Raw genomic sequence first — 25,905 nt, 5'->3', positions numbered from 1 at the left:
CATGTCGTTCAACCACTTTGACGCCAGCGGCAACGCCATCATGGTCGACGTAAGCCAGAAGACCCCGACCATGCGCACCGCCGTAGCAGGCGCCGTGCTGACCCTGAAGCCGGAAACCGTTCACTCCATCGTGTCCGGAAGGATGGCCAAGGGGGATGTCCTCGGCGTGGCGAGGCTCGCCGGAATCGCCGGCGCCAAGAAGACCCCTGACCTGATTCCGCTCTCCCACCCGCTCGCCATTCACCACGTTGCCATAGAGTTCGACGTGGACGAAGCCGAAGGGACCATCGGCGTCATGGCCACCGTGCGTGCCTTCGAGCGCACCGGCGTGGAGATGGAAGCCATGACTGCCGCCACGGTAGCCGCGCTCACCGTGTACGACATGTGCAAGGGGACGGACAAGGGGATCGTCATCTCCGACGTGAAGCTGCACTACAAGGAAGGCGGCAAGAGCGGCGTCTTCAAGCGCGAACAATAATCCAGTCCCGCGGCGTCGGACCAGTCGGACCAGTCGGACCAGTCGGACCAGTCGGACCTGTCGGACCGCCCGCCAGATAAAGGAGCCACCACCATGCGTGCAGCAATTCTCACCCTCAGCGACCGCTGTTCCACCGGCGAGCGTGCCGACGGCAGCGGGCCCGCCCTGCGGGCCTGGCTCGAAGAACGCGGCGTCACGGTCACCTGCACCGGCGTCATCCCCGACGAGGGCGCCCTCATCTCAGAAAAGCTCATCGAATGGGCCGACAGCGGCCTCTACGACCTCATCCTCACCACCGGCGGCACCGGCGTCTCGCCGCGCGACGTCACCCCTGAGGCAACCGAACGCGTGGTGGAGCGGCTGCTCCCCGGCTTCAGCGAGGTGATGCGCATGGAAAGCCTAAAGAAGACCCCGCACGCCATCATCTCCCGCGCCGTCGCCGGCATCCGGAAGAACACCCTGATCATCAACCTCCCAGGCAGCCCCAAAGGCGCCACCGAAAACATCGGCTTCGTGTGGGCAGCGGTGCCGCATGCGGTCGCCAAACTGCAGGGGGACCCCGAGGAGTGCGGAACACCTATCTCCCGCTAAGCCCCGGACGACGGCTTTTTTATTGACCGATCCCGCCTGCTGGGTTATATAACCTAACACGGTTTTATAATTCAATTACGGAGGAATGCTCATGCCGTTGGTTAAGCAGATTCACGACAAGGCGAAATCGAAACTCAAGACGGTGGTCCTGCCGGAGAGCTACGACGAGAGGATGCTCTTCGCCGCGCAACAGATCGTGGAACAAGGTTTGGCCAAGATCGTGCTTTTGGGCAAGCCGGATGCGATCCAGGCGGCGGCCGCTGCCAAAGGGATCAACCTCGCCGGCGTGGAACTGGTGGACCCCGCCACTTCGCCCAAGCTCGACGCCTACGTCGGTAAGCTCGTGGAACTGAGGAAGTCCAAGGGGCTCACCCCCCAGCAGGCCCAGGAGATGCTGACCGCACCCGACAACCTCTATTTCGCCGGGATGATGGTGCGAGAGGGTGACGCCGACGGCGAGGTAGCCGGCGCGACCGGCACCACCGGCGACGTGCTGCGCGCCGCCTTCCAGACCGTGGGGCCCGCACCCGGCATCAAGACCGTTTCCTCCTTCTTCCTGATGGCCACCCAGACGCCCAATTTCGGCGAGAACGGCGTGATCCTCTTCGCCGACTGCGCTGTCAACCCCAACCCCGACGCCCAGGCTCTCGCCGAGATCGCCATCGCCACCGCGAGAAACTGCAAGTCCTTCCTCGACGTGCCGGCGCGCGTCGCCATGCTCTCCTTTTCCACCAAGGGAAGCGCAAGTCACCAGGATGCCGACAAAGTGCTGAAGGCGCTGGAAATCGCCAAGGGGATGGATCCGGAACTCTCCATCGACGGTGAGCTGCAGGCAGACGCCGCCCTGATCCCCGCGGTCGGCGCCAAGAAGGCCCCCGGGAGCGGCGTCGCCGGCAAGGCCAACGTGCTCGTGTTCCCCACCCTCGATGCCGGCAATATCGCCTACAAACTGGTCGAGCGTCTGGCCGGCGCCAAGGCCATCGGCCCGGTGATCCAGGGGCTGGCCAAGCCGGTCAACGACCTTTCCCGCGGCTGCTCCGTGCAGGACATCGTGGACGTCACCGCCATCACCGCAGTCCAGGCGCAAGGCTAACAGGTCCGACTGGTCCGACTGACGCTAAAAACAAGAAAGGCCGGCGGGGTTGCCCCGCCGGCCTTTTTGCTGTCTTGCGCCCTGCAGTCCCTACTTCCTGACGAAGTCGGGCCTGGAGAAGCTGTACTCGAAGTTCATGTGATCGGTGTAGGTGCCGTCCAGTATGGCGGCGACGTCCTCGGTGAAGACAAGTTCCTCGTCCGTCGGGATGACGTACACCTTGACCGGCGAGTCGTCGGTGGTGATCAGCGTCTCGCGCTTCCTGGTCATGGCTGACGCGTTGCGCTCCTTGTCCAGTACTATACCCAGGTGCTCAAGTCCGGAGATGGCACGTTCCCTGATCGGCGCCCCCATCTCCCCTACCCCGGCGGTGAAGACGACCGCATCCAGCCTCCCCACGACGGCCATGTAGGTCCCGATGTACTTCTTGAGACGGTAGGCCTCGATGTCCAGCGCCAGCGCACAGAGACGGTCTCCGCCGTTGGCGTTCTCGATCACGTCGCGGCGGTCGGTGAAGCGGCCGGTGATGCCGATGACGCCGCTCTTCTTGTTCAGGATGGAGTCGATCTCCTTTGCGGAAAGGTTCTCCTTCTGCATCATGAACGCGGGGATGGCGGGGTCGATATCGCCGCAGCGGGTACCCATCATGGCGCCTTCCAGCGGGGTGAGCCCCATGCTGGTGTCGACCGACACGCCGTTTTTGATGGCACAGTGGGAGACGCCGTTGCCTATGTGCATGGTGATGACGTTGCACTGGTTGGCGGGCTTGCCCAGGATGGCGGCGATACGCTTGGAGACGTAGAGGTGAGAGGTGCCGTGGAAGCCATAGCGGCGTACGCCGTACTTCTCGTACCACTCGTACGGCAGCGGGTAGAGGTAGGCGTGCTCGGGCATGGTTTGATGAAACGCCGTATCGAAGATGGCAATCTGCGGCACGCCGGGGAGCACGGCCATCGCGCCTTCGATGCCGGCGATGTTGGGCGGGTTGTGCAGCGGAGCGAGGTGCTGCACCTCGGTGACCGCTGCGAGCACCTCGTCGTCGATCAGAACGGACTTGGTGAACTTCTCGCCGCCGTGCACCACGCGGTGACCGACCGCGGCGATCTGCTTGATGTCCTGGAGGACGCCATGGGACGGGGAAGTAAGGGTTCTCAGGATCAGGTCAACTGCGGTCTTGTGGTCCGGGCAGTCGGAGTCTTCACGGTAGGTCTCGCGCCCGGGGACCTCGTGCAGGATGAAGGAGTCACCGATCACCACGCGCTCCACCATCCCCTTTGCCACAACCACTTTTTTATCCCAGTCAAACAACTGGTATTTTACAGAAGAACTCCCGCAGTTAAGTGCCAGAATATCCATCGATTAGCATCCCCCGTGATTGTAGTTTGCCCAGTGATACGAGGAAGATCCACACCAGACAAAAAGTACGCAAATAAAACCTCTTTTTATATATACAGGAGAGTGGGCCGCAGTTCAAGATTTTTCTCCCGATTAGGAGTTTATTGTCTACAGCTTTATGGTGGACTTTTTGCCAGCGCTGTGCTAGTTTCCACGTCAACTTTAACTCCAGGTGAAGGAGGTGAATACTTTGGCACATACCATCAGCGACGAATGCATCAACTGCGGCGCCTGCGACGATTCCTGCCCGGTCAACGCTATCAGCGAGGCTGGCAGCAAGAGGGCGATCGCTGCGGATACCTGCATTGACTGCGGCGCTTGCGTAGACACCTGCCCGGTGTCCGCAATCTCCCCGGCCTAATCAGCAACCGCACCAAAAGAAACATGTAATGCCATGGCCTGCAGCCGGCTCGTCCGCTGCAGGCCTCATTTTTTGCAGCAAGGAACCAAAAAGGAGGGCGCCCCCGGGCGCCCTCCTTTTCTTTTCAACCCCCTCCCCGTTCCGGCTACTTCGCCAGCAGGGAAATGGCGCGCTCGATGCGCTTTTTGGTCTCGGCCAGGCCGAGCACCTCGATCATCTCGTAGATGCCGGGAGAGGCGGTCGTGCCGGAAAGGGCGAGGCGCACGGCGGGACCGACCTGACCCAGCTTGATCCCCTTCTCGGCCATCAGCTCCTTGAAGGCCTGCTCGATGTGCGCCTGGTCGAGTTGCGGCAGGGCCGCAAGCTTCTCGGCCAGGGCGGTGAGCAGCGCCGGGGTGTCGGCGTTGTACGCCTTCGCCACGCCCTGCTCGTCGTAGGAGAGCTCGTCCCTGTAGTAGAACAGCGCCCCGTCGGCGAGTTCCAGCATGGTCTTGGCGCGCTCCTGCAGGGTCTTGATCACGGCAACCAGGTCCGGTCCCCCCTGGGCGGGATCCACGCCGCGCTCCTTCAAAAACGGTATCAGAAGGCCGGCCAGACGCACCGGGTCACCGGTCTTTATGTAGTGGGCGTTAAGCCACAAAAGCTTTTCAGGATTGAAGACACCAGCCGAGCGACCGACGTTCTCGATGGAGAATTTCTCGATCAGGTCCTGCAGAGAGAAGATCTCCTCGTCGCCGTAGCTCCAGCCGAGGCGGACCAGGTAGTTGACCATCGCCTCCGGGAGAAAGCCCATGTCGCGGTAGGCCATGACGGAGGTGGCGCCGTGCCGCTTGGAGAGACGGGCCTTGTCGGCGCCGAGGATCATCGGCACGTGCGCGAACACCGGGACCGGCGCACCGAGCGCCTGGTAGATAAGTATCTGGCGCGGGGTGTTGTTGACGTGGTCATCGCCGCGGATCACGGTGGTCATCCTCATGACGACGTCATCGACAACCACGACGAAGTTGTAGGTCGGGGTGCCGTCGGTGCGCTGGATGATGAGGTCGTCGAGTTCCGCGTTCTCAAAGGAGACCTTCCCCTTGATCAGGTCGTTCCAGGTGGTGGCCCCCTCCTTGGGGGTCCTGAAACGGATCACGTAGGGACGCCCGTCGTCCTCCTGGGGAGGAAGGTCGCGGCAGGTGCCGTCGTACTTCGGCTTCCCCCCTTCCTTGAGCGCCTTCTCGCGCTTGGCCTCCAATTCCTCGACGCTGCAGTAGCACTTGTACGCCTTTCCTTCGGCGACCAGTTTGTCGATGTACTCCTTGTAGACCGGGAAGTAATCGGACTGGAAGAAGGGGCCCTCGTCCCAGTCAAAAGCCAGCCACTTCATCCCTTCGAAGATGGCGTCGACCGACTCCTGGGTCGAGCGGGTCACGTCGGTGTCCTCGATCCTGAGTACGAAGGTACCGTGCTGCTTCCTGGCCAAAAGCCAGTTGAAAAGCGCCGTGCGCGCCCCTCCAACGTGAAGGTAACCGGTCGGGCTCGGGGCGAAACGGAGACGTACTTCTGACATGAAAGGCTCCTTTGCTGCTTTGATCATTGCAGGGCTGCAATAAAATGTTGTGTGGTAAAAAGTCCGGCCGGTGCGACCGGCTTACTCATCGTCCCCGTCGTCTTCGTGCTGCGGAGCCTTCTCCCCCGGGATGCGGTACCCTTCGCTGGCCCAGGTGCCGAGGTCGATCATCTTGCAGCGCTCGGAGCAGAACGGGCGATGGGGGTTCCCCGCCAAAGGGGCCTCCTTGCGGCAGTGCGGGCACTTGACGGTCTGTATGGCGCACATGGTGTTTCCTCAAATAAATACCTCCAGCGCCCGACGGGGCTGGAGGGTGAATGGTTCTGGTCGGATTGCGGCGCAGGCGATCAACTCAACTGGTACGTGCGCTCCCGGAACTGCAACGCCCTCTTTACGCGCGTGATCAGGGTCTCCTCGCGAACCGGCTTCTCGATGAAATCGAAGAACCCTTTCTCGAAGGCCTTCACCTCGTCCTCGGGTTGCAGCGAACTGGTGATCAGTATGACGGGGATCGAACTCAGATCTGGGACGCTGCGCAGCGCATCGAAGAGCCCGAAGCCGTCCAGCTTGGGCATCATCAGGTCGGTGAGCACCACGTGCGGCTTCTCGGTCAGGACCGCCTTGTATGCCTCAAGCCCGTCGGCGGCCTGAATGACGCGGAACCCTTCACGCCCAAGGAAGTCGGCGAACATGGTCCCTATCAGCTTGTCATCCTCGACCACCAAAACCGTGTGGGCGGCGGCGCTGCATACCTCCTTCTGCAGGTAGTTCTTGCAGATGGCGGCGTAGATCTCCTTCCTGGTGGCGATGAAGGGGGTTATGGTCAGCCCGAGATTGGCCGAGATGTTGCGCACCACCCTGGTATCGGTGGGGTCCGCCATGGCGAGCGCAAGCCGCTTCTCGTCCAGCTTGAGCGGAAAAATGTGGTTCTGCATCGCCACATCGACAGGTATGGTCCTCAGCAGTTGCGCGGAGAAGCTGTAGCCGGCAAAGTTGCTGGCGACACGGCAGCCGTACTGCGAGGCAAGGGCGTGGGCCAGCTCTTCGCCGCTGACCAGCTCAAGGTCCTCCAAGACGGTACCGAAGCGCTTGCCGAGCTTCTTGGAGAGCGCCAGCATGCGCTCCACCGTTTTGTCGGTAAGGAGGCCGTTGTCGATGAATATTTCGCCCAGCTTTTTACGTTTTTCCATAGGAACTCCCCATCCCGGGGTTAACTGTAGCTCGGGGAGAAAAAAAACCATTCCGGGGGCTAAAAAGCTATTCCGCGACCACCGTCGCCCCGCTCCCAACCTTCACCGCCAACTGTTGTGCTTCCTGCTTCGAGAGGTGCCGGCCAACCCTGATACGGTACCACACCCCCTTGTCCTGAAGCTTTGACTCCACGAGGTAAGCGGCTACCCCCTTCGCGACCAGTTTGGCGCGCACCGCGTCGGCCTCTTTCCTCTCCTTATAGGACGCCACCTGCACCAGGTAACGCGCCTCGCCCCCCTGCTTTTCGGCTGCCGGCTTGTCTCCTGCCGATTCCGCGCCCTTGTCGGCCGACTTCTCAGGGGGCTTGTTCTCGCTCGCCGTGACCGCTGCAGCGGCAGCGGCGGGCTTTGCGGGTGCCGATGCGGGGACCGGCGTCGCCGTTGAGGCGGAAGCGGCGGTGGCGGCTTTCGACTGCACCTCCGGAAGCTTGGTGTTGATGCCGCTTCCCATAGCCCCCTTCCCGCCCGAAGGAAGGGTCTTGTAGAAGGTGAGCGGGACATCGGGAGCGGGCTGCACCGGCTGACCGGGTTGAGCCGGCGCAGCGGCCTGCGGCGTGGCGGCGGTCTGCGCTTTGGGCTGGGCAGCGGCCTGTGCGGCAGCGAGTGCCTTCGGGTCGACCTTCCCCTTGAACAGGAACCATCCGGTCAACACGCCGGCGCCGTATCCAATGATGAGCAGCAGCAGGCCGACCACCGCGAAGGTGCCGATCGGCTCACGCCGCGGGCGGTTCTTCTGCACGGGTTTGGCGCGCTCAGCGCTCTCCCTGACCGCCTTCATCTTCTCGCTGTAGTCAAGCCGCATGCGCCCCTCCTACATCCTCTCCGGAGCCGAGATCCCGAGCACGGTCAGCGCGTTCTTCAGCGTGACCGCGACGCAGTGCAGCAGGAACAGACGGGCCTGGGTAAGTTCCGGCTCCTCCGGCGTGATCACCCTGCTCTTGTTGTAAAAGCTGTGGAACTCGCCGGCGAGGTCCTGCAGGTAGTAAGTGATACGGTGCGGCTCGAAGTTAACCGCCGCCCCTTCCAGGATCTCCGGGTAGAGCGAGAGCTTCTTGATGAGGCTCATGTCGTCCGCGCTTTCCAAAAGCTCAAGGCGCACGTTGCCGAAATCCGGCTCCACGCCGCGCTCCCTGGCGGTATCGAAGATGCTCCTGATCCTCGCGTGGGCGTACTGCACGTAGTAGACCGGATTGTCGTTACTCTGACGCTTGGCGAGTTCGAGGTCGAAGTCGAGCTGGCTGTCCGAGCGGCGCATCAGGAAGAAGAAGCGGGCCGAGTCGCGACCTACTTCGTCGACAACCTCCTTGAGGGTGACGAACTCGCCACTCCTGGTGGACATCGCCACCGGCTGGCCGTCGCGCAAAAGCGAGACGAGCTGTACCAGGATGATGCCGAGGTCGTCGGCGTCGCGCCCAAGCCCCTGCACCACGCTCTTCAGCCGGGGAACGTAGCCGTGGTGGTCGGCGCCCCAGACGTCGATGACCCAGTCGAAGCCGCGCGCGTATTTATCGCGGTGGTAGGCGATGTCGGAAGCGAAGTAGGTGGTGACGCCGTTGCTTCTGACCACGACGCGGTCCTTGTCGTCACCGAAGGCGGTGGTTTTGAACCAGAGCGCACCCTCCTGCTCGTAGATGTGCCCCTTCTCCTGCATCTCGGCGATCGCCGTGGTGACTTTCCCGTCGTCGAACAGGGACTGCTCCGAGAACCAGTTGTCGAAGCGGATGCCGAAGTCCTGCAGGTCGTCATCGATCCCCTTGAGGATCAGGTCACCGCCCATCTTGGCGAAGAAGGCGACCCCCTCCTCCTGGGGTGCTTTGAGGAAGCGGTCACCGTGCTTGGCGATGGCATCCCGGGCGATGTCCTTTATGTAGTCACCCTGGTAGCAGTTCTCGGGGAAATCGATCTTCTCGCCCAAAAGCTCCTTGTAACGCAAAAGGCCGGAGAGCCCCAGGGTGTTCATCTGGTTCCCGGCATCGTTGATGTAGTACTCGCGCTGCACGTCGAAACCTGCGGCGGAGAGAAGCGAAGCGACGGCGTCCCCGGTCGCGGCGCCACGGCCATGGCCGATGTGCAGCGGTCCTGTGGGGTTCGCGCTGACGAACTCGACTTGCACCTTCCTGCCCGCGCCCACCTTGCTCTTGCCGTACTCGTCACCGGCGCGGTCGATCCCGGTGAGGACCTTCCTCCATGCGCTGTCCTTGACGAAGAAGTTGATGAAGCCGGGACCCGCTATCTCTACCGACTCGATCAGGTCGGAAGCCTCGGCGAGCTTCTTGACCAGGGCCTCGGCCACGGCGCGGGGTGCCTTGCGTTCCTGCTTGGCCATCTGCATGGCGACGTTGGTGGCGAAATCTCCATGCTCGGCGTGCGCCGGCTTCTCCACGCTGATGGCCGGGACAACACCAGAGGTGAGCGTGCCGTCGGCGAAACACCCCTCGATTCCCTTCAGGATGCATGCGCGCAGCTGCTCCTTCATATCTTCTCCTCCCTTTCCTTATCCTTTTCCGCGTCGGGCACGGGTTTTATGGTCACGTCGCGTGTGAAGTCCGGGCAGCGGGCGCCGCCGTCGGGCACGCAGAATTTCTTGGAGCAGTGTTCGCGCCAGGCGCAAACCACGCAGTGCTGCTTTCCAGCCTGAGTCATACGTTTTCCCTCACAATGCCCCTGTGGGGCCTGTTACCTGCCGGATGGGGCGGACTGCGCCGGACGTGTCGCGCCGCCTGGTGCCCCCGCAGGTGCCGCCGCAGGCGCTTGCACCGGGGCCGTTTTCGCCCCCACGTCTTGAGCAGCCGCACCCTGCGAACCGGTTGCGTTTGCCCCCCCCTTCCCCGCGCCGGGGAACTGGTAGATCACCTCGTTGCCGCGCACCAGGCCGAAGTCGCGCCGGGCGATGCTCTCCAGGTAGCGCCGGTCCGATTGCAAAGCGGCGATCTCCCGCTTCAGCTTGTCGTTTTCCTCTTTCAGTTCGTTCAGGCGTTTCTGGGTGTCGTCGAGGTCGCGATGCAGGTGGTTGATGCGCAGCAGTCCCCGGTCACCAAAGACGGTGAAGCAGAGGATGAAGATGATCGCTGCGCCGGGTATCAGAAAAAATCGTTTCTGCATGCGTTCCTATGCGGGGGTGAGGACGGAGCGGAAATACTCGATGGTCTGCTTGAGACCGTCGTCCACGCTCACCTTGGGCTCCCAGCCGAGCATCTGTTTGGCCAGCGAGATATCCGGCTGCCTCTGTTTCGGGTCGTCCGCCGGCAGAGGGCGATAGACGATGCGCGAGGTGGAGCCGGTGAGTTCAATGATCTTCTTGGCGAATTCCAGGATGGTGGTCTCCGCGGGGTTGCCGAGGTTGACCGGTCCGATGAAGCCCGGAGTCTCCATCATGCGCACCATCCCCTCCACGAGGTCGGAGACGAAGCAGAAAGAACGGGTCTGCTCCCCCTCGCCGTAGACGGTGATGTCCTCACCCTTCAGGGCCTGCAGGATGAAGTTGGAGACCACGCGGCCGTCGTTCTCGGCCATCTTCGGGCCGTAGGTGTTGAAGATTCTGATGATCCTGACGTCCACATGGTTCTGGCGGTGGTAGTCCATCATCAGGGTCTCGGCGACCCGTTTCCCCTCGTCGTAGCAGCTTCTAAGCCCAAGGGTGTTGACGTTGCCCCAGTACGCCTCCGTCTGCGGGTGCACCTGCGGATCCCCGTACACCTCCGAGGTCGAAGCCTGCAGTATCCTGGCCCTGACCCTCTTGGCGATCCCGAGCATGTTGATGGCGCCCATCACGCTGGTCTTGGTGGTCTTCACCGGGTTGTACTGGTAGTGGATCGGCGACGCGGGGCAGGCCAGGTTGTAGATCCGGTCCACCTCCAGGAGGATGGGCTCGGTGACGTCGTGGCGGATCAGCTCGAACTCGCGGTGGTCCAGCAGGTGCGAGATGTTGCGCTTGCTGCCGGTGAAGAAATTGTCGAGGCAGATGACATCGTGCCCCTCCTTCAAAAGCCTCTCGCAAAGATGTGAACCGATGAATCCGGCGCCGCCGGTGACCAGTATGCGCATTGAAACCTCAATAAACCCGTTCTGTGTTCAGGTTCTACGCTCTACGTTAACTTGCTGTCGCCTGGCCGGCTCGGGCCTCGCGGAACAGCGCCTCCCCGACGTAGAACTTGGAACATAGAACCTAGAACAGCCGTTAGTTTTACTCCATCTCGCAGGATGCCGCGCCGTTTCTGCCGATGGGGTGGTACTCGTAGCCGATGTCGCGCATGCGGCCGGGCTGGTACAGGTTCCGGCCGTCGAAGATGAGCGGGTTGACCAGGAGCGTCTTTATCCTGTCGAAATCGGGGTTACGGTACTCGTTCCACTCGGTGATGATGACCAGGGCGTCCGCCCCCTTGAGCGGCTCATACTGGTTCATGTGGTAATCGATCCGCTCGCCGAAATGCTTCTTCGCCTCGTTGAGGGCCTCGGGGTCGTGGGCCCGCACCGTGGCGCCCAACTCCAGGAGCCGGTTGATGATGGTCAACGAGGGGGCCTCGCGCATGTCGTCGGTGCGGGGCTTGAAGGAAAGCCCCCAGACCGCGATGCTCTTGCCGGCCAGTGGCTTATCCCCCCCCTCGCCGAGGCGACGCTCGATCTTGTCGGAGAGGATCCGCTTCTGGCGCTCGTTGGCCTCCTCAACCGCCTTCAGAAGGACGAAGTCGTACCTGCACTCGTCCGCCGTCCGCACCAGCGCCTTGACGTCCTTGGGGAAACAGGAACCGCCGTAGCCGACGCCGGGGAAGAGGAAGTCGTAGCCGATGCGGGAGTCGGAACCGATTCCCTCGCGCACGGCCATGACGTCGGCCCCCATCATCTCGCACAGGTTGGCGATCTGGTTCATGAAGGTGATGCGGGTTGCCAGCATGGCGTTGGCCGCGTACTTGGTCATCTCGGCGCTTCTGATGTCCATGACCAGCATCCGGTTGGACTTGCGCATGAAGGCGGAGTACAGCTCTTTCATTATTTCGGCGGTGCGCACGTTGTCGGTTCCGATCACGACGCGGTCGGGCTTCATGAAATCGTCGATGGCCGCCCCTTCCTTCAGGAACTCGGGGTTGGAGACGACGTCGAACTCGATGTGCAGCCCGCGGGCGTCCAGTTCCTCCTTCACGGCGGCGCGCACCTTGTCCGCGGTCCCCACGGGAACAGTGGACTTGTCCACGATGATCTTGAAGCTTTCCATGGCGCGGCCGATGTTGCGGGCCACGGAGAGCACGTACTGCAGGTCGGCGGAACCGTCCGCTCCCGGGGGGGTGCCCACGGCGATGAAGCAGACCAGGGACTCCTTGATGGCAGCGTCCAGGTCGGTGGTGAATTTAAGGCGCCCTTCCTCGCCGTTTCTGAGCACCATTTCCTTCAGCCCGGGCTCGTAAATGGGGATCACGCCACGCTTGAGACCCTCAATCTTGGCCTGGTCGACGTCAACGCAGATGACGTCGTTACCGCTCTCGGCAAAACAGGTGCCGGCCACAAGGCCGACGTATCCGGAACCGATCACGCATACTTTCATGAGGCGCACTCCTCCTAGGATAAAAAATTAGCGTTCTTATATAGCACACTCATGTGTGTTTATGCCAGAGATTTCCCCGCGCACAAGTCCCTCGATAACGCCGCGAACTCGTCCAACGATAGGGTTTCGCCCCGCCTGAGACCGTCGATGCCGCATCGGGAGAGCGCCAGGCTCAGCGAGCCGTCGCCGTCGTCGAAACCGGCGGAGCGCAGCGAGTTCAGCAGCGTCTTGCGGCGCTGGTTGAAGGCTCCCTTGACCAGGCGGCGAAACAGTTCCTCGTCCCCCACCTCTACCCTCGGCCCGGGAAGAGGCGTGAAGCTCAGGACCGCCGAGTCCACCTTGGGGACGGGGCGGAAGGAGCCGGGCTTCACGATAAACTCGCGGCGGATGTCGAAATGCAGCCGCAGCAGCACGGTGAGGGCGCCGTACTCCTTGCAGGCGGGGGGGGCGGTAAGTCGGTCACCCACTTCCTTTTGCAGCATGAGCACCAGGGACTCGAAGAGGTCACACTGTTCCATGAACTTGAAGAGGACCTGCGACGAGATGTTGTAGGGGAGGTTGGCGGCGACCTTCCACTTGCGCCCCGGGGCCCGCGAGGTGAGGATCTGGTGGAGGTCCACCCTCAGGATGTCGCCGTGGCCGATCTCGACCCGGTCATTGCCCGCGAACTCGGCGTGCAGAAACGGTATCAGCTCGCGGTCCCACTCCACCGCCACGAAGCGCGCGCCGCTGGCCACCAGCAGCCGGGAGAGCGCCCCCCTCCCCGGCCCGACCTCGAGGATGCAGTCGTCGCTGCCGGGCGCCACGCAGGAAACGATGCGGTTGAGCACGTTGTCGTCCACCAGGAAGTTCTGGCCGAACTCCTTCTTGGCCTTGATCCTTATCTCCATCACTTCCCTCCGGTGAAACGTGCCGCCAGCTTGTCGAGCGGCCAGACCGGGAGCGCATCCAGGTCGAAGCCGCTTTGGTATCCTGCGTTCAGATAAAAGTCCCCGGGGACCGCGATCATGGCCGCGTTGTCGGCACAGAGGCTGGGTGAAGGGATGGAAAGCTCCACCCCGTTCGCCGCTGCGTACTCCGCCATGGAGCGGCGCAGGCCGCTGTTGCACGCGACCCCTCCGGCAACCACGAGGCGCTTGATTCCGGTCGCGGCTATGGCCGCCGCGGTCTTCTTGGTGAGCACCTCGCAGACCGCCGCCTGGAAGGAGGCGGCCAGGTCGTTAATCCCCTCCCCCTTTGCCTCCGGGTGCTTGCTCACGTGGGTGAGGACTGCGGTCTTCAGCCCGGAAAAGCTGAAATTGAAGCTGCCGTCGTGCAATAGCGGGCGCGGGAACTTGATGGCCTGCGGATCGCCGTCCGCCGCCAGGCGGTCGATGGCGACGCCCCCCGGGTAGGGAAGTCCGATCAGCTTGGCGACCTTGTCGAAGGCCTCCCCGGCCGCATCGTCCACGGTCTGCCCGAGTGTTGTGTAGCGGCCGATGCCGTCGACGCGGTACAGGTGCGAGTGTCCCCCGGACACCGCCAGGGCGATGAAGGGGAACTCGACCGGCCGCTCCAGGAAGACGGCCAGGAGATGCCCCTCGATGTGGTTCACCCCGACCAGCGGTATCTGTCTGCCGAAGGAGAGCCCCTTGGCGGCGGAGACGCCAACGAGGAGGGCGCCGGCAAGCCCGGGCCCCTGGGTCACGGCGACACCCTCGATCTCCGCGATCCCCACCCCGGCCTCCTGGAGCGCCTGCTCAACCACGATGGAAACCGCCTCCAGGTGCTGCCGCGAGGCGATCTCGGGAACCACCCCACCGTACTCGGCATGGGTGCTGATCTGGCTTGCCACGACGCTGGAGAGGACCGTCCTGCCGTCCCTCACCACCGCGGCCGCGGTTTCGTCACATGAAGATTCGAGCGCAAGTAAAAGCATAAAAAATAGAGAGGGCACCAGCAGCGTGCCCCCCTTTTCTCCCGTTCTAAGGTTTTCGCGTCAGTTACAGCAGGTTCGCCGCCAACTCGGCCAGGTCGCTGCGCTCCCCCTTGGTCATGGTGACGTGGGCGGAGATGGTCTGCTCCTTCAGGCGCTCGACCACGTAGGTGAGACCGTTGCTTTCGGCATCCACGTAGGGGTTGTCGATCTGGTACGGGTCGCCGGTCAGGATGATCTTGGTCCCTTCGCCGGCGCGGGTCACGATGGTCTTGATCTCGTGCGGGGTGAGGTTCTGCGCCTCGTCGACGATCATGTACTGGTTCGGGATGGAGCGCCCCCTGATGTAGGTGAGCGGTTCGATCTCGAGGATCCCCATCGCCATCAGCTCCTTGTACCCCTTGCTGTGGCGCTTCTCCCCTTCGTGCCCGCTCAACAGGAGCTCGACGTTGTCGAAGATCGGCTGCATCCAGGGGGAAAGCTTTTCCTCGATGTCGCCGGGGAGAAAGCCCAGGTCGCGTCCCATCGGGAACACCGGGCGCGACACCAGCAGGCGGTTGTAGATGTTCTCTTCGGCGGTCTTTTGCAGCCCGGCGGCAATGGCGAGCAGCGTCTTTCCGGTACCGGCCTTCCCGACCAGCGTGACGATCTTGATGTTGTCGTCCAAAAGGGCGTCCAGCGCCAGGGACTGCTCCATGTTCCTCGGGAACAGGCTCCAGACCCCTTCCTTGTCCAGTATGGCGAGCGGCACCATCCTGCGGGAGACGTGGTCGAAGCGCCCGACGGCGCTGTGCGACGGGTTCCCCGCCTCGGAGAGAAGCAGATACTGGTTGGGGAGGTAGCCGTTGTTGTCCATGTCCAGCCATCCCTGGCTGTAGAAGCGGTCGATGGCATCGGCCCCGACCTCGAGGGTGGCGCAGCCGGTGTAGAGCTCGTCGATGGCGACCTTGTCGGACTCGTAATCCTGTGCCGCGAGCCCCAGGGCGTCGGCCTTGATGCGCAGGTTGGTGTCCTTGGTGACCAGGATGACCGGCATCTCTTTCTGCGATTCCATGAGGTCGACGGCCACCGCCAGAATGCGGTTGTCGCCCCGTTCCTCGCGCAGCTCGGGCGGAAGCCGCTTCATCACCTTTTCTTCGTAGATCTCGATCTTCAGGGTGCCGCCGTTTTCCAGGTCGAGCCCCTGCGAGAGCGACCCCTCCTTGCGGAAGGCGTCCATGAGCCGGGAAACCTGGCGCGCGTTGCGGCCGGTCTCGTTCATGTCCTTCTTGAAGCGGTCGATTTCCTCGATAACCGTGATGGGTATGATGATGGAGTTGTCTTCGAACTTGGTGAGAGCCTGCGGGTCGTACAGAAGTACATTTGTATCAAGAACATAGATTTTCTTCATATCCACTCCCTGTACGTTGCTGCCTTCAGAAAAAGCGAATGCCTCATCCCTGACCAATAAAGCTGAACTTTTCGTAGTATCCCCTTCCACGGCCCGATCGCCGTCTGTTGCTCGATATTCGTAACGCGGTTTCACCCAATCACGCCCGCCTCTTCCGAGCGCCTGCAACAGGCCCTCAAAGAGAGGTGGCGTGCTGCGCCGCTAATGAGCCGGCGGAACGCTCATGATATTATCTCACGCAGCGCCTTAATAAAAAAGTCGATATCTGATCCGGTGTTGAAAAAGCCGGGACTGACCCTGACGGTTCCTTCGGGGAAACTGCCGATGCTGCGGTGTACGTCCGGTGCGCAGTGCAGACCGACCCGGACGCTGATATCGTACTCGCTGTCGAGCAGATAGCCGAGGGCCGCGGGATCGTGCCCCTCCACGTTGAACGACACGGCGGCGCCGCGCTCCCCGTGCCGGGGGCCGTACAGGCGCACACCCCGGATGCCGGAGAGCCCGTCCAGGAGTTGGTCGACGAGGGCGGTCTCCTTGGCGCGGATCACTTCGAGCCCGACCTCCTCCACGAACGCAAGCCCCGCCTTGAGCCCGGCTATGGCCGGGGTGTTGACGGTGCCGCTCTCCAGGCGCTCGGGCATCTGCTCGGGGGGCTCGGGGGTGCTGGCGCTGCCGCCGGTACCGCCGACCTGCAGCGGCTCAAGCGTTATGCCCGGGGCGACCGCGAGGATGCCGGTGCCCGGAGGGCCGTAGAGCCCTTTGTGGCCGGGGGCGGCGAGGAAGTCTATGCCGATCCCCTCGGCGTCGATGGGGAAAAAGCCTGCGCTTTGCGCCGCGTCCACCAGGAAGAGGGCCCCTCCCCGGCGCGCGGTGCTGGCGATCTCGGCGATGGGCTGCACCGCGCCGGTCACGTTGGAGCAGTGTGCGAGCGCAACGAGCCTCGTGTTGGGGCGCATGGCGCGGGCGATGTCCTGTTCCGAGACGACGCCGCAGGCGTCCGAGCCCACGAAGGTCACCTCGACACCGCGCCGTGCCGCCAGGTGCAGCGGACGCGCCAGGGCGTTGTGCTCCACCGTGGTGGAAACGACGTGATCGCCCGGCTTCAGCAGCCCGAATACCGCTATGTTGATGGATTCCGTTGCACTGTGGGTGAACACGAGGCGGGAGGAGTCGGAGACTCCGAAAAAGCGGGCCAATGCGGAGCGTGCTTCGAAGACAATGCGGGCCGCTGCGAGCGACTGGCGGTACCCTCCCCTGCCGGGTGCAACGCCGACTTCCCGCATTGCAGCGTCCATCGCCAGATAGACGGAGTCCGGTTTCGGGAAGGAAGTCGCTGCGTTATCTAGGAATACGGACATACCGTATCTACTAGCATTTTAAGGGGGCTTTGGCAACCCGTTTCATGAATTGTTTACGGGACTAACGCTAATGGCGGGTCGGTCACACAAAGCTCCGCGAGGAACCTCCGGGTCAGCACCGTTTCGAGTTCAGCGACCCGCCCCAACGGCACGTCGTCGATCTTCCCCCCCGCCATCATCCCATGCCCGCCGGCGGTGCCGATACCCGCCACCAGCTTGCGGATCAGCTCCCCGGCATTGATCCCCTCGCTGGTGGTCCGGATCGAGAGCACGAGCTCGTTACTGTAGTGCCCGAGACAGAGCACCGTCTCGGTCCCCTCCAGCCGCACAAGGAGATCGGCAAGCTCGGATACCACCTCAGGGAACTGCACCCCGTCCAGCGAGGCGACCAGCACCTTCCCGTAGAGGATGGCATGCTCGAGGGCGCTGTGCAGCGCAACGAAGTATTCCCTGGGGAGATTGGGACGGGTGATGCTGTTCAAAAGCGTCTTGTTGGCCAGGGGGAAGAGGACGAGATACGCCTCCCGGTCCGGGCGGGTCGCCTCGCGCCCCAGGTCCTGGGTCTCCGACTTGATGGCGTAGAACAGCGCCGTGGCCAGCTTGGTACCCACCGAGACCCCCTGCACCTTCAGGTACTCGTACAGGATGGTCGCCGTGGTGCCGTAGTTGGGACGGATGTCGACCCAGCGGCAGGTGGCGCTCCCGTCGCGCATGGGATGGTGGTCGATGACGATGTCGGCGCGAACGTCAGGGGGGAGCGAGTTGTTGCCGGTGCCGGGCTGGGTGTCCAAAAGACAGATCACCGGGAACGCCTTGAAATCGATCAGGGGAAACGGGGTGAGCGGGATCTGCAGCAGTGTGGCCATGGCCAGGTTCTCGCTCCTGCCGATCATGCCGGAGAAGGCGATCACCGCCTCCCGGTTCAACCGGACCGCAAACAGGTGCCTGAGCGCCATGGCGGAAGCGAGCGAGTCGGGGTCCGGGTTGTCGTGCACCACGATGAGGATGCGCCCGCGACCACTGACCCAGGTAAGAAGGGCATTGGTATAGGAGAGAAGGTCGGACTGGGTTTCTATTTCAGCCAATGGGCACCCCCGGCTGGTGAGCTGCAAACCCGTGAAGTGTATCCCACCGCCGCCACGGGTGCAAAAAAAAAGGGAGGCATGAGCCTCCCTCGTACTTGTAACTACGGGGACTGTGTGGTTAGAACTTGCCGCGCAGCAGCTCCGCCATGGCGACGATGTTGCTCTGCCCCTTGACGTTCCCTTCCCTGAATTCGGGGTGGATGGTAGGGATGGCGAACTTCACCTTGCCGTTTTCGTATTCGGCCAGGGACCTGGAGGTGGTGAAAGCGCCGTAGGCGGCGCCGACGATGACACCGATACCGGCGCCGATGCCGACGTTCTGCAGGTGGTCGCCGGGCTTGTCCGTGAAAGCGAGCATGGCCGCGCCGACCAGGCCGCCGGCGAGACCGCCGTAGAAGGCATCCTCGAAGATGGTCTTCATCGCGTTTTCTTCAGCAAGGCAGGGAGTTGCCATAGACAGCAGGGTTACGACAATGGCCACGGCGCGCTTCAGGTTCTTCATACGGTCCCCTTTTCCGGTTCTTGCAGCAGTTCGCCGTCTGCTCTGCAAATCAGGGGCCAAAACAGGACATTCGCATACACAATGAGCTAACAGGCTTATTTTACAGGGAAGTGATATGAAGAACGGCAGGAGACGGCGGGTTGGCGGAGCGGGGAGCGGTTCTTTAATGTGCTGTAAACGCATCACCTTTCAGGGACTTGCGGCAAAAAACGTTATTTCCCGGCATTTTACGGCATTCCGGCGAAAAGACGGCGTGTGGCAAAAAAGCCACAGCTAGGGCTTCAGCTCGCGTACCAGCTGGATTTCATCCTCCTTGCTGGATACCCTGCCGTTCATCCTGGCGCTCAGGACCGCGTCGAGAAGCTCGCGGAAAAGCGGCCCCGGCTTGATGCCGAGCCCCTTGAGGTCCTCGCCGCCGATGAGCGTACTCATGCCATGGAGCTTGGTGAAGTACAGCGAGATGCAGCGCTTGGTCTCGGGGTTGCCGCTTTTCGCCATATGGTAGAGCAGGATCTCGACCGGAAGCCCGCGCAGGGTGAAGTAAATCTCGCTGTTCTCGAGCCGCTCCTGTCGCGCCAGCTTGCGCTCCATGGCGCCGATCAGCTCATCGCCCTGACGCCTCGACTCGGCCAGATGTTCCCTCTGGTTCTCGCTGACGGCGAGCCTGGTGCAGGTCGCCCAGAACTCCTCGGGCGAGAGCACCTCGCACAGCGCGAGGAAGTAGACCGCCCAGCGCTCGTAGGGGCGGTCCAGGTACAGGAGGTCGAACCAGGAGACGACGTAGCGTACCTGCTCCAGGGCGGCCTGCAGTTCCGGTGTCAGCTGGATGGAGGGATGGATGAAGCGCAAAAGCCCCAGCGACGCCATCCGGCCGATCCCCTGCAGCGGTTCCTTTTCCCTAAGGATCTGAACCAGTTCCGAGAGGAGCCTTCTCCCCCCGAGCTTCACCAGGAAGTCCATCTTCACCGCGTTCTTGATGAGGTCCTCAGTGTGCTTGGCGATCTTGAAGTTGAGCCGCTGCTCGAAGCGGATGGCGCGGAACACCCGGGTCGGGTCCTCGACGAAGGAGAGGTTGTGCAACACGCGGATCACCTTCGCCTGCAGGTCCCGGTAAGCCCCGAAGTAGTCGATGAGCCTGCCGAAGGACTGGCTGTTGAGGGCGATGGCCAGGGTGTTCACGGTGAAATCGCGGCGGTAGAGATCCATCTTCAGCGATGAGCGCTCCACGGTGGGGAGTGCCCCCGGGGAGACGTAGTATTCGAGCCTGGTGCTGGCGACGTCGATTTTGAAGCCGTCGGGAAAGACGATCACGGCGGTGCCGAACTTCTCGTGGCTCTTGACGCGGCAGCCAAACTCGGCGGCGAAGGTTTCCGCGAACAGGATGCCATCGCCGTCCACGGTGACGTCGACATCGGAATTGCGCTGCCCAAGCAGCAGGTCGCGCACGAAGCCCCCCACGGCGAAGAGCTGGAGGTCGAGCCGGTCCGCGACCAGTCCCAGGTTGTGCAGGATCTCCACCGAGCTCTTGGGGAGATAGCGCCTCATCATCCCCTCGACCTCGCGGTTCTTCACCTGAAGGGCGTCGCGCGACAGGTCGTAGATCGCCTCGCTCCCGAGGCTGTAGCGCAGGAGGTCGGTGCGGGTGATGACCCCTACCAGTCGCCCCTGGTCGAGGACCGGCACCAGCCGGGAGTCTCCTCCCACCATGTAGCTCTGGATCTCGCTGATGGGCGTCTCCGGCGTGGCCGCGTAGAACTCGGAGTGCATGTAGTCGGAAATGGGCACCGTGTTGAGGTTATGGTAGAGCGCCTTCTCGACGGTCTTTCTGGATATGATCCCCTGCACCTCCTCGCCGGAGAGGACCGGCATGGCGCTCACGTTGTAGCGCACCAGCCGCTCGCGCGCCTCCTCGATGGTGCAGTCGGGGGGGAGGGTCTTGACCGGCGAGGACATGATGCTGCGCGCGACGCGAATGGGGTCGACCCGCTTGCGCAGCACTACATCCAACTGCTCCAGCACCTGGATGAGGGTGAGCCCCCGCACCGTGGCGGACGCGGCGGTGGCGTGCCCTCCCCCACCCAGCTCTCGCAGGATCTCCCCCACCCTCACCTCGGGGATGCGGCTGCGGGCGACCACGAAGACGCGGTCCTGCATCCCCACCACGAGGAACAGGACCTGCAGGTTCTCCATGTCGCGGATCATGTGCGCCAGCGAGGCGATGTCGCCGATGTAGCGGTCCACCGAGGCGTGCGCCACCGAGACGTCCACCCCCTTGAGCGAGCTGGTCTTAAGCGAGGTGAGGAGATCGTTCAGCAGCGACACCTGCTCGACGGTGAGTTCGCGCCCGATGGAGTCGGCCACCTCGTTCAGCTGGGCGCCGCGCTCCAGGAGCCAGGCGGCGACGGCGTAGTCCTCGGCGGTGGTGGAGGGGAAAGTGAGGTTGCCGGTGTCCTCGTGGATACCGAGCATCATCAGGGTGGCCTCCGCCGCGCTCACCTCGATACCGCGCTCCATCAGGAAGGTCCCGAGGATGGTGGTGGTGGAACCGCAGGGGCGGATGATGCCGCCGTCGGGCTTGAGATCTCCGGAACTGATCGGGTGGTGGTCGTAGATGATGAGCTCGACGCCCTCTTTTTGGGCGAGCTCCCCCAACTTGGAAAGGCGCGCGGAGTGCTGGCAGTCGACGACGATGAGGCGGGTTACGGTGGAAAAATCCACGTCTTTGATCCGGACCGACTCGAACTCGGGATGGGGCGACTTCAGGAAGAACTCGCGCACCCCTTTCTCCTGTGCCCCGGAAAATACCAGCACCGCATCGGGGTAGAGCTTTTTGGCTGCGACCATGGAACCGATGCAGTCGAAGTCGGCGTTGACGTGGGTGGTGATTATCTCCATCAGCAAACCATGAGGGCGGCGTAAGCGACGACGCTGTGCAGGTCGCCGTTCACCTCCCCGCTGGTGGTGTAATGCACGAGGCGGCAGGAGGTGGCTCCCATGATCTTGGCGGCGACCAGCAGCGCCGTGGCGGGGATCACACCGCACATGGTGATGTTCTTCTCGCGGCAGACCTTGAGCAATCCCTCCGGGTCCATGCCCGTCAGGCGATCCAGGGCCTGGTCGTCCTTCACCTTCGCGGCGGCGGCGGATTCGTAGTGGGTCATGTCGGAGCTCGCGACGATGAGAACCTCGTCGCCGTAGGCGGCGATGGCCCGGGCGATCCCCTCTCCGATGCGGGAGATCGAGGGGAAGTCGGGCAGCGCGAGACAAAGGGCGGCGATGGAGACGCGGGGATTGCGGTACTGCAGGAAAGGAACCTGGACTTCGAGGGAGTGCTCGAAACGGTGCGCCACCGCGTCCTCGCGGACCAGCGGGGCGTGTTCGAGGATGAGTTGCGACAGGCGCCGGTTCACCGGCACCGACCCCAGCGGCGTGAGCCATTCAGTCTCGGGGGCGAGGGCCGCCGCCACGCCGGCACCGGTGTGGTTGGGTCCCAGGATCAGCACGGTGTCTGGCACCTGGACCGCGGCGTACACCTTGCCTGCTGCCTTGCCGGAATAGACGTACCCGGCGTGCGGGGCGATGACGCCCATCGCCTTCTGCGTTTCACCCTGCGGCATCATCTCTGCGAGCTCCTGGCGGAGCCGGTCGGGATCACCGGTGTAGAACTTACCAGCTACTGCGGGTTGCCGTACCATACCAGCCTCCTTTTGCGGAAATGCTAATGAACAGCGCACCAGGCAATATTCTAACTCAGCAGCGACTACCCTTCAACGGAGTCCAGGGAGTCATCGGAAACAACGGATTCGACAGAATCAGCGGCAGCCGAGGAGTCAGCGGCAACAGCGCCCCCCAGCGGGAGCGCCGGCTGGTCGGCGAAGGGATCGGGCGGCACCAGTTCGTGGATCTCCTTGAGGGTGGGGAGCTGGTTCAGGTCCTTCAGGCCGAAGAGTTCCAGGAACTCGCGGCTGGTGCCGTAGATGAGCGGCTTGCCGGGAACGTCCTTCTTCCCCATGATGCGCAGCAGCTTCTTTTCCAGGAGGCTTTTCATGACCCCGCCGGAATCGACACCGCGCAGGTATTCCACTTCTGCCCGGGTTATGGGCTGGCGATAGGCCACGATGGCAAGGGTTTCCAGGGCGGACTGGCTGAACTTGACCCCCTTGGTCTTGTTGAGCCTGCGGATGTAATCGCCGTGCTCGGGGCGGCTTCTGAGCTGGTAGCCACCGGCGACCTGGATCAGTACGATCCCGCGCCCGGCGGTCTCGTACTCCTCGATCAGCTCGTCCAGGGCGGCGCGCAGGTCGGTACGCTCGTACTCCTCCAGGATGCCGGCCAACCGGTCCAGCGTGAGCGGCTGGTCGTGGACGAAGAGGATGCTTTCAACTATTGATTTCAGCGACTTACCCGACAACAGATCCCTCCGTAAATCTAAAAACGAAAGCGGGCGAATATTTATTCGCCCCTACAATTTCCCACTCCCCTTGCGGGAGGGGGCAGGGGGTGGGGGAAGATGCCATCATTTCCGCTGTTTGCGGCGTCCCCCCGCGGTCCCCTCCGGTCATGAGAGGGGGAGGGTTCCCTCTGCGTCCTCGTCAGTTGGCTCCTGCCCCGTTTCATCGCCCTCTTCGCCGCCCTCCCCTTCATCTTTGGCCGCGAGGTGCAGCCAGATGGAGCCCATGCTGTCCGTCTGCACGACCTTGATCAGCTTCAGCTTGCACAGCTCCAGCACGGAGAGAAATGTGACAATGAGGAGGTCGCGGGTCATGCCGGTGTTGAAAAGGGAGTCGAAGCAGACGGTCTTTTCCGCATGCAGGACCGAGAGCACCTCGCCGATGCGGTCTGCGATGGAGATGCCGTCCGCGACCACATCATGGAACGTATCCACCGATACGCGGGCCAGCACCTTCTGGAAAGCCTCGATGAGCTCGAAGAGCTCGACATCGGCGGGTTCCTCAACCGGCGCCAGTTCGTCCAGTTCGGGGGAATCGAACTTGCGTGCGAACACCTCGCGCCCCAGCAGGTTGCGGCAGTTGAGCAGCTGCGAGGCGTCGCGGTAGCGCTGGTATTCCAGAAGGCGCCGCACCAGCTCTGCGCGCGGGTCCTCCACCTCGGCCTCCCCGTCCTCCTCCGGTGTCGCCGGAAGCAACATGCGCGACTTGATCTGCAAGAGCGTCGCCGCCATCACGAGGAACTCCCCTGCGATGTCCAGGTTCAGCTCCTTCATGATCTCCATGTAGTCGAGGTACTGCCTGGTGATGGCCGCGATGGGGATGTTGTAGATGTCCACCTCGTTCTTCTTGATGAGGTGGAGCAGGAGGTCCAACGGTCCCTCGAACTCCTCGATCTGCACCCGGTAGGACTGCTCCAGGGCTTCGGAGAAAAGGTTGCTTTGCATTTCTTCGAGCGACAAAAAAACTCCTAAACCGGATCAGGTGTCGTAGTGGCAACGCCCTCATCCGCCCCTTCGGGGCGTCTTCTCCCAAAGGGAGAAGGGATGGACCACCCTCGCCCCTTGGGAGAGAGGGTGGCCGAAGACGGGGTGAGGGAAGGATCTAGACCTTGAGTGCTGCCCTGGCTTCGTCCATGGTCTGCCTGGCGACGACTTCGGCCTTGCGGCTCCCCTCGGCGAGCACCTCTTCAACCAGGCCAGGCTTTCCGGCCAATTCCACGCGCTTCTCGCGGAACGGCGCCAGGGTGTCCACCATGGCCTGCGCGAGGATCTTCTTGCAGTCCACACAGCCAAGCTGGGCGCTGCGGCACCCTTCGACGATCTCGGCGCGCTTGTCGGCGTCGACATAGAGGGAATGCAGGGTGAAGGCGACGCAGCGATCGGGCTCGCCCGGGTCCCGCTTGAAGGGGCGCAGCGTGTCGGTGACCATGGACATGACCTTCTTCCTGGTCTCCTCGGCGTCATCGGAGAGGAAGATGGCGTTGCCGTAGCTCTTGCTCATCTTGCGGCCGTCGATCCCCAGCACCTTCGGGGTCTCGGTAAGAAGCGCAGCCGGCTCCGGGAACACCTCGCCGTAGAGGTAGTTGAAACGGCGGGCGATCTCGCGGGTGATCTCGAGGTGCGGGATCTGGTCCTGCCCGACCGGCACGCGTGCAGCCTTGTACACGATGATGTCGGAGGCCATCAGCACCGGGTACCCGAGGAAGCCGAACGTGGAGAGGTCCTTGGTGGTCAGGTTCTCCTGCATCTCCTTGTAGGTCGGGTTGCGCTCCAGCCAGGAGACCGGGGTGATCATGGAGAGGATCAGGTTGAGCTCGGCGTGCTGCGGCACCCGGCTCTGCTTGAAGATCACGCTCTGCTCGGGGTCGATACCGAAAGCGAGCCAGTCGAGCACCATCTCGTCGATGCTGTCCTGGATACCGTCCGTGCTGGCATACTCGGTGGTCAGCGAGTGCCAGTCGGCGGCGAAGAAGAAGCACTCGAAGTTACGCTGCAGTTCCATCCAGTTGGACAGAACCCCGTGGTAGTGCCCCAGGTGCAGCTTTCCGGTCGGTCTCATGCCGCTAACGATACGGTTGTTGCTCATAGAATCGGACTCCTTTTTGGATTCTGCTCCCCTACCCCTTCATCATGAGCTTGGTGACACCGAAGACCAGGTTCGCGTAGGGACCGGCCAGAAGGTGCACTCCGAAGTTGAGGGCGGGCGCAATTATATAGCTGAAGGCATTGGTGAAAAACACCAGGGCCACGATGATGATCATGCCGAAGGGCTCCACCCTGGCGAGGGCCATGGAAGGACCGTACGGCAGCAGCCCCACGGCGACCCGCCCGCCGTCCAGGGGAGGAACGGGGATCAGGTTGAACACGCCGAGCAGCAGGTTGATGTAGACCGAAAACGCCAGCATCAGGGTAACGGGGTCCGCGAACGCAGCCAGCATGGACCCTTCGGGGGCGCCCTGGGTGCCGGCTATCAAGGCGCGCATGGCCAGGGCCGAAACGGTCGCCAGGCAGAAGTTGGTGATGGGGCCGGCGGCAGCCACCCAGATCATGTCCCTCTTCGGGTGGCGCAGGTTGCCGAAATTGACCGGCACCGGTTTCGCCCAGCCAATACCAACCACGAAGATCAGCAGGGTGCCAACGATATCGAGATGTTTGAGCGGGTTGAGGGTCAGGCGCCCAAGGTATCTGGCTGTGTTATCACCGAACTTGTCAGCGATGTAGCCGTGGGATACCTCGTGACAGGTAATTGCCATCAGCGCGGGGACCAGCATGATGGACAACTTGATGAAGAACTGTTCCATGACGTCCTTTAAGCCGGGTTAGCTACAAGCCCTATGTCTCTAGCAGATCGGTGCCGGAAAGTCAACGATGGCGGGCGATTGAGAGGGATGGGATGCCTCAGCATGTCCCCCTCTCCCCTCTGGGAGAGGGTGGCCGGAGGCCGGGTGA

The 25,905-nt window shown here is 62.7% G+C and carries 26 protein-coding genes; 4 read left to right on the top strand and 22 right to left on the bottom strand.

What is annotated here, in order from left to right:
* Nucleotide 1: 1 nt before the first annotated feature.
* The 3 genes from moaC (at nt 2) to pta (ending at nt 2,162) form a co-directional block, all read left to right on the top strand.
* Nucleotides 2–478, top strand: coding sequence for a cyclic pyranopterin monophosphate synthase MoaC (moaC, locus tag KP001_RS04880; RefSeq protein ID WP_217288445.1), 477 nt, complete (start codon nt 2–4; stop codon nt 476–478).
* Nucleotides 479–571: 93 nt separating this feature from the next.
* Nucleotides 572–1,069: a MogA/MoaB family molybdenum cofactor biosynthesis protein gene (locus tag KP001_RS04875; protein ID WP_217288444.1), complete on the top strand. Its 498-nt coding sequence runs from the start codon at nt 572–574 to the stop codon at nt 1,067–1,069.
* Between the two features lie 91 nt (nt 1,070–1,160).
* Nucleotides 1,161–2,162, top strand: coding sequence for a phosphate acetyltransferase (pta, locus tag KP001_RS04870; RefSeq protein ID WP_217288443.1), 1,002 nt, complete (start codon nt 1,161–1,163; stop codon nt 2,160–2,162).
* Between the two features lie 90 nt (nt 2,163–2,252).
* On the opposite strand, the gene KP001_RS04865 is transcribed toward pta, so the two are convergent.
* Nucleotides 2,253–3,518 (bottom strand): acetate kinase, encoded by a 1,266-nt coding sequence (locus KP001_RS04865; protein ID WP_217288442.1) that lies wholly within the window; start codon nt 3,516–3,518, stop codon nt 2,253–2,255.
* A 229-nt stretch (nt 3,519–3,747) separates the two neighbouring features.
* Here KP001_RS04865 and fdxA point away from each other — a divergent pair, with 229 nt between their 5' ends.
* Complete coding sequence (gene fdxA, locus KP001_RS04860) at nt 3,748–3,918, top strand: 4Fe-4S ferredoxin (protein ID WP_129126239.1); 171 nt, start codon at nt 3,748–3,750, stop codon at nt 3,916–3,918.
* Between the two features lie 145 nt (nt 3,919–4,063).
* Here fdxA and gltX read toward each other — a convergent pair whose 3' ends face one another.
* The 21 genes from gltX to KP001_RS04755 all read right to left on the bottom strand — a co-directional run bounded on the left by gltX (nt 4,064) and on the right by KP001_RS04755 (nt 25,757).
* Entirely contained in the window at nt 4,064–5,470 is a 1,407-nt protein-coding gene (gltX, locus tag KP001_RS04855; RefSeq protein WP_217288441.1) for a glutamate--tRNA ligase, read from the bottom strand.
* An 81-nt stretch (nt 5,471–5,551) separates the two neighbouring features.
* Complete coding sequence (locus KP001_RS04850) at nt 5,552–5,737, bottom strand: DNA gyrase inhibitor YacG (RefSeq protein ID WP_217288440.1); 186 nt, start codon at nt 5,735–5,737, stop codon at nt 5,552–5,554.
* An 80-nt stretch (nt 5,738–5,817) separates the two neighbouring features.
* On the bottom strand, nt 5,818–6,660 hold the full coding sequence (locus KP001_RS04845; protein ID WP_217288439.1) for a response regulator: 843 nt from the start codon (nt 6,658–6,660) through the stop codon (nt 5,818–5,820).
* Nucleotides 6,661–6,727: 67 nt separating this feature from the next.
* Nucleotides 6,728–7,522 (bottom strand): SPOR domain-containing protein, encoded by a 795-nt coding sequence (locus KP001_RS04840; protein WP_217288438.1) that lies wholly within the window; start codon nt 7,520–7,522, stop codon nt 6,728–6,730.
* 9 nt (nt 7,523–7,531) lie between these two features.
* A complete protein-coding gene (gene argS, locus KP001_RS04835; protein ID WP_217288437.1) occupies nt 7,532–9,196 on the bottom strand; it encodes an arginine--tRNA ligase in 1,665 nt (554 codons plus the stop codon).
* Nucleotides 9,193–9,363 (bottom strand): hypothetical protein, encoded by a 171-nt coding sequence (locus KP001_RS04830; protein ID WP_183346272.1) that lies wholly within the window; start codon nt 9,361–9,363, stop codon nt 9,193–9,195. The genes argS and KP001_RS04830 overlap by 4 nt, the downstream gene beginning before the upstream one ends.
* Nucleotides 9,364–9,396: 33 nt before the next feature.
* Complete coding sequence (locus tag KP001_RS04825; protein WP_217288436.1) at nt 9,397–9,822, bottom strand: FtsB family cell division protein; 426 nt, start codon at nt 9,820–9,822, stop codon at nt 9,397–9,399.
* 6 nt (nt 9,823–9,828) lie between these two features.
* Complete coding sequence (locus KP001_RS04820) at nt 9,829–10,764, bottom strand: UDP-glucuronic acid decarboxylase family protein (protein WP_217288435.1); 936 nt, start codon at nt 10,762–10,764, stop codon at nt 9,829–9,831.
* Nucleotides 10,765–10,903: 139 nt separating this feature from the next.
* Nucleotides 10,904–12,256 (bottom strand): UDP-glucose dehydrogenase family protein, encoded by a 1,353-nt coding sequence (locus KP001_RS04815; RefSeq protein WP_217288434.1) that lies wholly within the window; start codon nt 12,254–12,256, stop codon nt 10,904–10,906.
* Nucleotides 12,257–12,315: 59 nt separating this feature from the next.
* Complete coding sequence (gene rsmA / locus KP001_RS04810) at nt 12,316–13,146, bottom strand: 16S rRNA (adenine(1518)-N(6)/adenine(1519)-N(6))-dimethyltransferase RsmA (protein ID WP_217288433.1); 831 nt, start codon at nt 13,144–13,146, stop codon at nt 12,316–12,318.
* Nucleotides 13,146–14,174 (bottom strand): tRNA (adenosine(37)-N6)-threonylcarbamoyltransferase complex transferase subunit TsaD, encoded by a 1,029-nt coding sequence (tsaD, locus tag KP001_RS04805; RefSeq protein ID WP_217288432.1) that lies wholly within the window; start codon nt 14,172–14,174, stop codon nt 13,146–13,148. The genes rsmA and tsaD overlap by 1 nt, the downstream gene beginning before the upstream one ends.
* Before the next feature lie 64 nt (nt 14,175–14,238).
* The gene (locus tag KP001_RS04800; RefSeq protein ID WP_217288431.1) at nt 14,239–15,561 is read right to left on the bottom strand and encodes a PhoH family protein; all 1,323 of its coding nucleotides are present in this window, start codon (nt 15,559–15,561) and stop codon (nt 14,239–14,241) included.
* A 221-nt stretch (nt 15,562–15,782) separates the two neighbouring features.
* A complete protein-coding gene (locus KP001_RS04795; RefSeq protein ID WP_217288430.1) occupies nt 15,783–16,919 on the bottom strand; it encodes an aminotransferase class V-fold PLP-dependent enzyme in 1,137 nt (378 codons plus the stop codon).
* 53 nt (nt 16,920–16,972) lie between these two features.
* Nucleotides 16,973–18,004, bottom strand: coding sequence for a DHH family phosphoesterase (locus tag KP001_RS04790; protein ID WP_496197184.1), 1,032 nt, complete (start codon nt 18,002–18,004; stop codon nt 16,973–16,975).
* Between the two features lie 118 nt (nt 18,005–18,122).
* Nucleotides 18,123–18,506 carry a hypothetical protein gene (locus KP001_RS04785; RefSeq protein WP_217288429.1) on the bottom strand — a complete coding sequence of 128 codons (384 nt, stop codon included), beginning with the start codon at nt 18,504–18,506 and terminating at the stop codon, nt 18,123–18,125.
* A 273-nt stretch (nt 18,507–18,779) separates the two neighbouring features.
* The gene (locus KP001_RS04780; RefSeq protein WP_217288428.1) at nt 18,780–21,401 is read right to left on the bottom strand and encodes a CBS domain-containing protein; all 2,622 of its coding nucleotides are present in this window, start codon (nt 21,399–21,401) and stop codon (nt 18,780–18,782) included.
* Nucleotides 21,401–22,201: an AmmeMemoRadiSam system protein B gene (amrB, locus tag KP001_RS04775; RefSeq protein ID WP_217288427.1), complete on the bottom strand. Its 801-nt coding sequence runs from the start codon at nt 22,199–22,201 to the stop codon at nt 21,401–21,403. Before amrB ends, KP001_RS04780 begins: the two co-directional genes overlap by 1 nt.
* 65 nt (nt 22,202–22,266) lie before the next feature.
* Nucleotides 22,267–22,917: an SMC-Scp complex subunit ScpB gene (gene scpB / locus KP001_RS04770; RefSeq protein WP_239027894.1), complete on the bottom strand. Its 651-nt coding sequence runs from the start codon at nt 22,915–22,917 to the stop codon at nt 22,267–22,269.
* 147 nt (nt 22,918–23,064) lie between these two features.
* Nucleotides 23,065–23,916, bottom strand: coding sequence for a segregation and condensation protein A (locus tag KP001_RS04765; RefSeq protein ID WP_217288426.1), 852 nt, complete (start codon nt 23,914–23,916; stop codon nt 23,065–23,067).
* Nucleotides 23,917–24,058: 142 nt separating this feature from the next.
* Nucleotides 24,059–25,042, bottom strand: a complete 984-nt coding sequence (gene trpS / locus KP001_RS04760) for a tryptophan--tRNA ligase (protein WP_217288425.1) — start codon at nt 25,040–25,042, stop codon at nt 24,059–24,061.
* Between the two features lie 31 nt (nt 25,043–25,073).
* Nucleotides 25,074–25,757: a site-2 protease family protein gene (locus tag KP001_RS04755; RefSeq protein ID WP_217288424.1), complete on the bottom strand. Its 684-nt coding sequence runs from the start codon at nt 25,755–25,757 to the stop codon at nt 25,074–25,076.
* Between the last annotated feature and the right edge of the window lie 148 nt (nt 25,758–25,905).

Source organism: Geomonas subterranea (genome assembly GCF_019063845.1).
In the GTDB taxonomy this organism is placed as follows: Bacteria; Desulfobacterota; Desulfuromonadia; order Geobacterales; family Geobacteraceae; genus Geomonas; species Geomonas subterranea.
Note: the sequence above shows the minus strand (reverse complement) of the source record. Positions and strands in the feature narration are given on the sequence as shown.

What these genes read in the sequence shown, in the direction of transcription:
- KP001_RS04785 (WP_217288429.1), bottom strand. Translation starts at nt 18,506, where the DNA reads ATGAAGAACCTGAAGCGCGCCGTGGCCATTGTCGTAACCCTGCTGTCT.
- KP001_RS04875 (WP_217288444.1), top strand. Translation starts at nt 572, where the DNA reads ATGCGTGCAGCAATTCTCACCCTCAGCGACCGCTGTTCCACCGGCGAG.
- KP001_RS04795 (WP_217288430.1), bottom strand. Translation starts at nt 16,919, where the DNA reads ATGTCCGTATTCCTAGATAACGCAGCGACTTCCTTCCCGAAACCGGAC.
- KP001_RS04825 (WP_217288436.1), bottom strand. Translation starts at nt 9,822, where the DNA reads ATGCAGAAACGATTTTTTCTGATACCCGGCGCAGCGATCATCTTCATC.
- tsaD (WP_217288432.1), bottom strand. Translation starts at nt 14,174, where the DNA reads ATGCTTTTACTTGCGCTCGAATCTTCATGTGACGAAACCGCGGCCGCG.
- pta (WP_217288443.1), top strand. Translation starts at nt 1,161, where the DNA reads ATGCCGTTGGTTAAGCAGATTCACGACAAGGCGAAATCGAAACTCAAG.
- KP001_RS04845 (WP_217288439.1), bottom strand. Translation starts at nt 6,660, where the DNA reads ATGGAAAAACGTAAAAAGCTGGGCGAAATATTCATCGACAACGGCCTC.
- trpS (WP_217288425.1), bottom strand. Translation starts at nt 25,042, where the DNA reads ATGAGCAACAACCGTATCGTTAGCGGCATGAGACCGACCGGAAAGCTG.
- KP001_RS04800 (WP_217288431.1), bottom strand. Translation starts at nt 15,561, where the DNA reads ATGAAGAAAATCTATGTTCTTGATACAAATGTACTTCTGTACGACCCG.
- KP001_RS04815 (WP_217288434.1), bottom strand. Translation starts at nt 12,256, where the DNA reads ATGAAAGTATGCGTGATCGGTTCCGGATACGTCGGCCTTGTGGCCGGC.
- KP001_RS04755 (WP_217288424.1), bottom strand. Translation starts at nt 25,757, where the DNA reads ATGGAACAGTTCTTCATCAAGTTGTCCATCATGCTGGTCCCCGCGCTG.
- KP001_RS04850 (WP_217288440.1), bottom strand. Translation starts at nt 5,737, where the DNA reads ATGTGCGCCATACAGACCGTCAAGTGCCCGCACTGCCGCAAGGAGGCC.
- KP001_RS04830 (WP_183346272.1), bottom strand. Translation starts at nt 9,363, where the DNA reads ATGACTCAGGCTGGAAAGCAGCACTGCGTGGTTTGCGCCTGGCGCGAA.
- KP001_RS04780 (WP_217288428.1), bottom strand. Translation starts at nt 21,401, where the DNA reads ATGGAGATAATCACCACCCACGTCAACGCCGACTTCGACTGCATCGGT.
- moaC (WP_217288445.1), top strand. Translation starts at nt 2, where the DNA reads ATGTCGTTCAACCACTTTGACGCCAGCGGCAACGCCATCATGGTCGAC.
- amrB (WP_217288427.1), bottom strand. Translation starts at nt 22,201, where the DNA reads ATGGTACGGCAACCCGCAGTAGCTGGTAAGTTCTACACCGGTGATCCC.
- KP001_RS04865 (WP_217288442.1), bottom strand. Translation starts at nt 3,518, where the DNA reads ATGGATATTCTGGCACTTAACTGCGGGAGTTCTTCTGTAAAATACCAG.
- argS (WP_217288437.1), bottom strand. Translation starts at nt 9,196, where the DNA reads ATGAAGGAGCAGCTGCGCGCATGCATCCTGAAGGGAATCGAGGGGTGT.
- KP001_RS04840 (WP_217288438.1), bottom strand. Translation starts at nt 7,522, where the DNA reads ATGCGGCTTGACTACAGCGAGAAGATGAAGGCGGTCAGGGAGAGCGCT.
- gltX (WP_217288441.1), bottom strand. Translation starts at nt 5,470, where the DNA reads ATGTCAGAAGTACGTCTCCGTTTCGCCCCGAGCCCGACCGGTTACCTT.
- KP001_RS04820 (WP_217288435.1), bottom strand. Translation starts at nt 10,764, where the DNA reads ATGCGCATACTGGTCACCGGCGGCGCCGGATTCATCGGTTCACATCTT.
- rsmA (WP_217288433.1), bottom strand. Translation starts at nt 13,146, where the DNA reads ATGGAGATAAGGATCAAGGCCAAGAAGGAGTTCGGCCAGAACTTCCTG.